Genomic DNA, 4659 nt, shown 5'->3' on the forward strand with positions numbered 1-4659 from the left:
ATACGGTCCCGAAAGACCATTCCATGGGACCGACCGGATTGGCAGCCATCGCATTCACCTCCCTTAGCCGCCGAGCAGCTTGGAGAAGAACGGGATTACCTGCGTGACCAACCCGCCGTAAAGCGTCAGCACGATGATGAGCGGAACGGTCGTCCACATGAGGACCGTCCACCACCTGCCCACCTTGAAGTCGCTGTACGGGTTGATGACGCGTTGCCGCATCTTCTCCAGGCCGCCGGGCCACATGTAGGCAACAAAGACCGTGATGATGAGCCCAGATAGGACGTATCCGAGTGTGCCCAGCGACAGGTCGATCACCTGTACCAGCACGGGCCGAAACGCCACCGGTACAGCTATAGTTGCCAGCACCAGGTAAACGATGGTGGCCGAGGTGCGGCGCGAGATACGGAAGCGGTCGCAAAGGGCTCCCACCGCCACCTCGCTGAAGGCAGTGGCGCTGGTAAAAGCGGCAAAGAAAAGAGACAGGAAGAACAAGGGCAAGATGAACTGCCCGCCCGGCGTCATGGACAGCACGGTGGGGATGGAAATGAAGGCCAGCGTCGTCCCCGCCCCCAGGTGCTGGGTGGCACCGGTGGCAAAGAAGATGGGGATCATGGCCAGCGCAGCTAGCAGGCAGCCCGAGAGGTCGCCCAGGATGCAGATCACGCCCGAGTTGACCACGTCGTCCCGCTTCTTCAGGTAGCTGCCGAATATGAGCATGTTCCCGTACCCGAAACCGCCCGTGAAAAAGGCCATACCCACCGCCTGCACGAACTGCTCCCAGGTGGGGATGTTGGGCCGAAAGAGGTACTTGACGCCTTCCATGGCTCCGGGTAGGGTCAGGGAGCGCACGGTCATGACGCCGAGGAAGACGAAAATGAGGGGTACCATTACCTTGCATACGGCCTCCAGGCCCTTCTTCAATTCCCGCGCCATGACCGCCCACCCAGCCACCACCACCAGCAGAGCTAGCAGCATGGCTTGAACGCCGGAGTTGGTGGCAAGCCAAACGGCCTTGAGTTCCTCGGGACTCCTTCCGAGCAGCGTGGAGGGGCTCAATCCCAGGAAGGCGTACTTGAGAGACCACCCCGTTATGACGAAATAATACCCGGTGATTGACGTGGTAACGATGGGCAGGAGCCACCCCAGGACCTGCCCCACGCGTCCCCAGAGCACCCCAAAAGCCACCGGGGCCCCCCGCTGCACGTACTTTCCCAGGCCGATCTCGGCGATAATGCCAGGGATGACGCAAAACACCATGGCAATGAAGAACGGGATAAGAAGGGCCCCTCCGCCGAACATGGCCGCCGTGTAAGGAAACCGCCACACCGTGCCCAAACCGATTGTCCACCCCATCATACCGGCCACGAAGCCCAGGCGGGCAGACCAGGTGGGCCGCTCGTAAGCCTGTACCTCCTTCCCCTGTGCCATAGACCTCCTCCCCTTTCCGCCGTGTCAAGGCGCCAGACTCGGGTTGCGGACTTTCCATCGTGGCTCTTCGCAGGGCCAACTACGGCCTCCTTTGGACTGTCTTTGGATTAGTTGGATTATTTTTGGCCGCCCCGGCATCATGGTGAAGTTTGCGTGCCGCCCCAGACTGGATGCGGTACTGTTGGGGGCTGACTCCTTCTAACCGTCGGAATATGCGGCTGAAGTAGGCGGCATCAGGTACACCCACGCGTTCTGCGACCTCGCGCACTGTGAGCGTCGTGCCTGCGAGAAGATCCTTGGCTCGCTCAACGCGCAAACGCCTCATGTACTCCGAGAGCGAACAGCCTGCGACCCTCTTGAACGCATGACTCAGGTATGAAGGATTCAGCCCTGCGACACCTGCAAGGTGTGACAGGGTAATCGGTTCAGCGTAATGGGCGTTGATGTACTCGATCATTGAGGAGAGCACTGTCAGGCCGCGCGGTCTCCTACAGGCTACCACCCGTTCCGCTATTCGTAGCAATGCCTCCTCAGACACAAGACAAGCATCTTCTACCGTACGGGAGAAAAGGAGCTTTCGTGCAAAGCGCTGTACGGACTCGACCAGATCCTGTTGCGGTGCAGCCAGCTCTAAGGCGGCACTGTAGCTTGCAGCAAGCGTCAAGAGCAATTCCCCCTTAACAAGGTCCACGCGCTCGGAGTAGGCCACCAACAGTCCCGACATGATTTCCCGAAGAGCGTCCGCTGCGCCACGCTCATCTCCCAACTTGACATGCCGGAGAAGCCTTTCGCGAGCCGACTGTATTACGCGGATGACCTGCAAGGAGGTCATCTGTTTCTTCTCACGGACGCCTGCAGCCAAACGTACCTGCTGCGCATAGGACCGGTGCTTGCGGTTTGAGTTCATGCCACCTGACCGCGGAACGGTAGCCGCAAGCACACATAACAAGTCTCCTATTGCTTGTACCTTGAGCGGTGGCACCATTCTAAGCCGACGCACTGTCGCTGCCACAGTCTCCCTGGAAACACCTATCCCGCCAACCCGCCCGTAAATCTCTTCAACTACGTCATCGTCCACCGGCCACATAAGAAACGGACCCGCAACTATCGCGAAACGCTCATCAGCTGTGGGAACGGCAACTTCGACCAAACCGGCGTGACACAGGTGTACATATAGCCCGCCTATTTCCCGGGCGTGCTTCGCAGCAGTAGCCATAGTAGCACCGCAGCGTCGGGCACCTTCCGGCAAACGCTGAATCTCCAGGCAAATCGCCCCACTGGCTTCAGCGCCGTCCCCCACCATCGTCGAACTTCCGTCGGTGCGTACTGCGGTAAGCCTGATCTCAGCAACAGTCGCCAGGTTCACGAGGCACCGCAAGAGGAATTCTGGTATCACCCTCGGGTCGCGACCAGCTGCAGCTCCCATGCTTGCCCCCCCGGATACCTGCGCATTTGCAGGGCCGTTACAGTCCCTTGGCGCTCTACCAACTAGCAACCGACCGGGCCCTCAGCACCGGTGAAGTGAACCTCCGAGATCACCTCCCCCGGCTCCAGCCTGCAGACATCCGGAGCTCCTTCCGTACCCGAAGCTACTGCGAATAAGCGGCGAAGCAACTCGAGTGAACTTTTCTTTTCCTCATATCTGGCACCCATGAATCGTGCAACGGCTTTGGCATAGCGACGGCAACACCCGACCGGATATGCCCCTGTATCGATCAGAACCACCCGCTTATAATTCTTTACCAGCTCTCGGGCCACCCAGAGAGCAGTATCACTACCGTACTTTGAGCGATACCGCCGGTAGACCCTCATGGGATTGTCTCCAGAGCGGATCCATGACCTCGTCAGGTAGTAGGTCCCCGGCTCGCGTTGCATTTCTTGTTCATATGCGTACCGAGAGCCCAACAGAATAGCCACACAATCGTCGACTGCAGGGAATACCAACGGCACAGAGCCAGCGCGTACGCCCAAGGAACCATTACTGCACCGACCTGCAGCAAGCACTGTGCAGTCGTAGGCCGAAAGCATATCAATGTACCGCTGAACCTTTTCCCGCAACAGGCTTGGCCGGTCATGAACCATGTGTTCGAGCCAGAAGACGTCCGCCCATACGCCCGAAAAGGATGAAGCAGTGTACATCACCTCATCCTTGAGTACGTCACACGCAATAACGGCCACCCGCACCCCTACCACCGAAGTCGGACCCCCGGAGCCAGAATTGGGGGATCATCGAGTCGCAGCAATGCCCACCCATGCACCTCCAGGAAAAAGTGCGGCATGTCGCCTCATCAAATTCTACCACAACGTCCCCACCGCTCGGCACCTCCCGTGGGCAGGGGGCAGGGCGGCGGGCAGCGAGGCAGCGGCGCAAGTCACAACGCGCGCCTACTGAACCCCTCTCGCCCGAGCGCAGTGGGTTGCGAAGCCCCGAGGTCTTCACTTCGTGTCTCAGGTCCTTCGAGTTTCGCAGAAGAAGTTTCCGAAGCAAGGCACCTGACCGAACCCTGGTTCCACCACCCACCCTTATCAGCACGGGCGAGAAGACCACCCCTCCCAATCCTCCCAACAAGAGCAGCGACGCACCCGAACCGCCCAGCCAGAATGGGTCGGTGCAGCAAGCAAGACCACGTCGCCGTACGGGCCCAGCATGGTCCAGACGGTTGCAGCCGGGTTCGCCCGCCCACTACCGCCCGCCAGAAGAGCCAGGCACCCGATCGCCGACACCAGCCCGCAGGAATCCCCGCAACGAGCTCATCATGCTGACGGCCACCGTGCTCGTGTTCCTGCCGGGTTTCCTCTCGTTTACGATCCCAGGACTTTTTCCCACCAAGCCTGGCTATGTGTGGTGGCCAGCGGCACCGTCCACGGAGTGTACTTCACGCTGCTGGCGAAATCGCACAGCCGTGCCGACCTGTCCCTCGCTTATCCCGTAGCACGGGGGCCGGGGGCCGCCCTGGCAGCCCTCGGGAGCACGCTCCTCCTGGGAGAAAGACCCGATGCCGCCGGGTTAACCGGCATAGCCGCCATCCTGGCCGGCATGGTGCTCCTGCGGGCATCCGAACACACCGGGTGGTACCCTCCATCCACCCGCGATGCCCAAGTTGGCACTCACGGTGCGCACGAAGCGCTCCCCGTACACGGAGAAGACGTCCGTGGTGGCGCCGCCGATGTCCACCCCGATCACGTTCAGGCCGTACTCGCGCGCGGCGGTCTGCATCCCCAGCCCCA

At 60.6% G+C, this 4659-nt stretch carries 3 protein-coding genes and 2 pseudogenes; all 5 read right to left on the reverse strand.

The genetic code is table 11. From position 1 onward, the window contains the following. Positions 1–63: 63 nt before the first annotated feature. The 5 genes and pseudogenes from AB1609_15965 to AB1609_15985 all read right to left on the reverse strand — a co-directional run bounded on the left by AB1609_15965 (position 64) and on the right by AB1609_15985 (position 4659). Positions 64–1431, reverse strand: coding sequence for a sodium-dependent transporter (locus AB1609_15965; protein ID MEW6047949.1), 1368 nt, complete (start codon positions 1429–1431; stop codon positions 64–66). A 79-nt stretch (positions 1432–1510) separates the two neighbouring features. Then, the gene (locus AB1609_15970; GenBank protein MEW6047950.1) at positions 1511–2293 is read right to left on the reverse strand and encodes a helix-turn-helix domain-containing protein; all 783 of its coding nucleotides are present in this window, start codon (positions 2291–2293) and stop codon (positions 1511–1513) included. A gap of 72 nt (positions 2294–2365) precedes the next feature. After that, positions 2366–2857, reverse strand: a pseudogene (locus AB1609_15975) (PocR ligand-binding domain-containing protein). Between the two features lie 62 nt (positions 2858–2919). Continuing rightward, complete coding sequence (locus tag AB1609_15980; protein MEW6047951.1) at positions 2920–3624, reverse strand: DUF1638 domain-containing protein; 705 nt, start codon at positions 3622–3624, stop codon at positions 2920–2922. A gap of 895 nt (positions 3625–4519) precedes the next feature. Next, positions 4520–4659: pseudogene (locus tag AB1609_15985) on the reverse strand (glutamate mutase L).

Source organism: Bacillota bacterium (assembly GCA_040754675.1).
In the GTDB taxonomy this organism is placed as follows: domain Bacteria; phylum Bacillota; class Limnochordia; order Limnochordales; family Geochordaceae; genus Geochorda.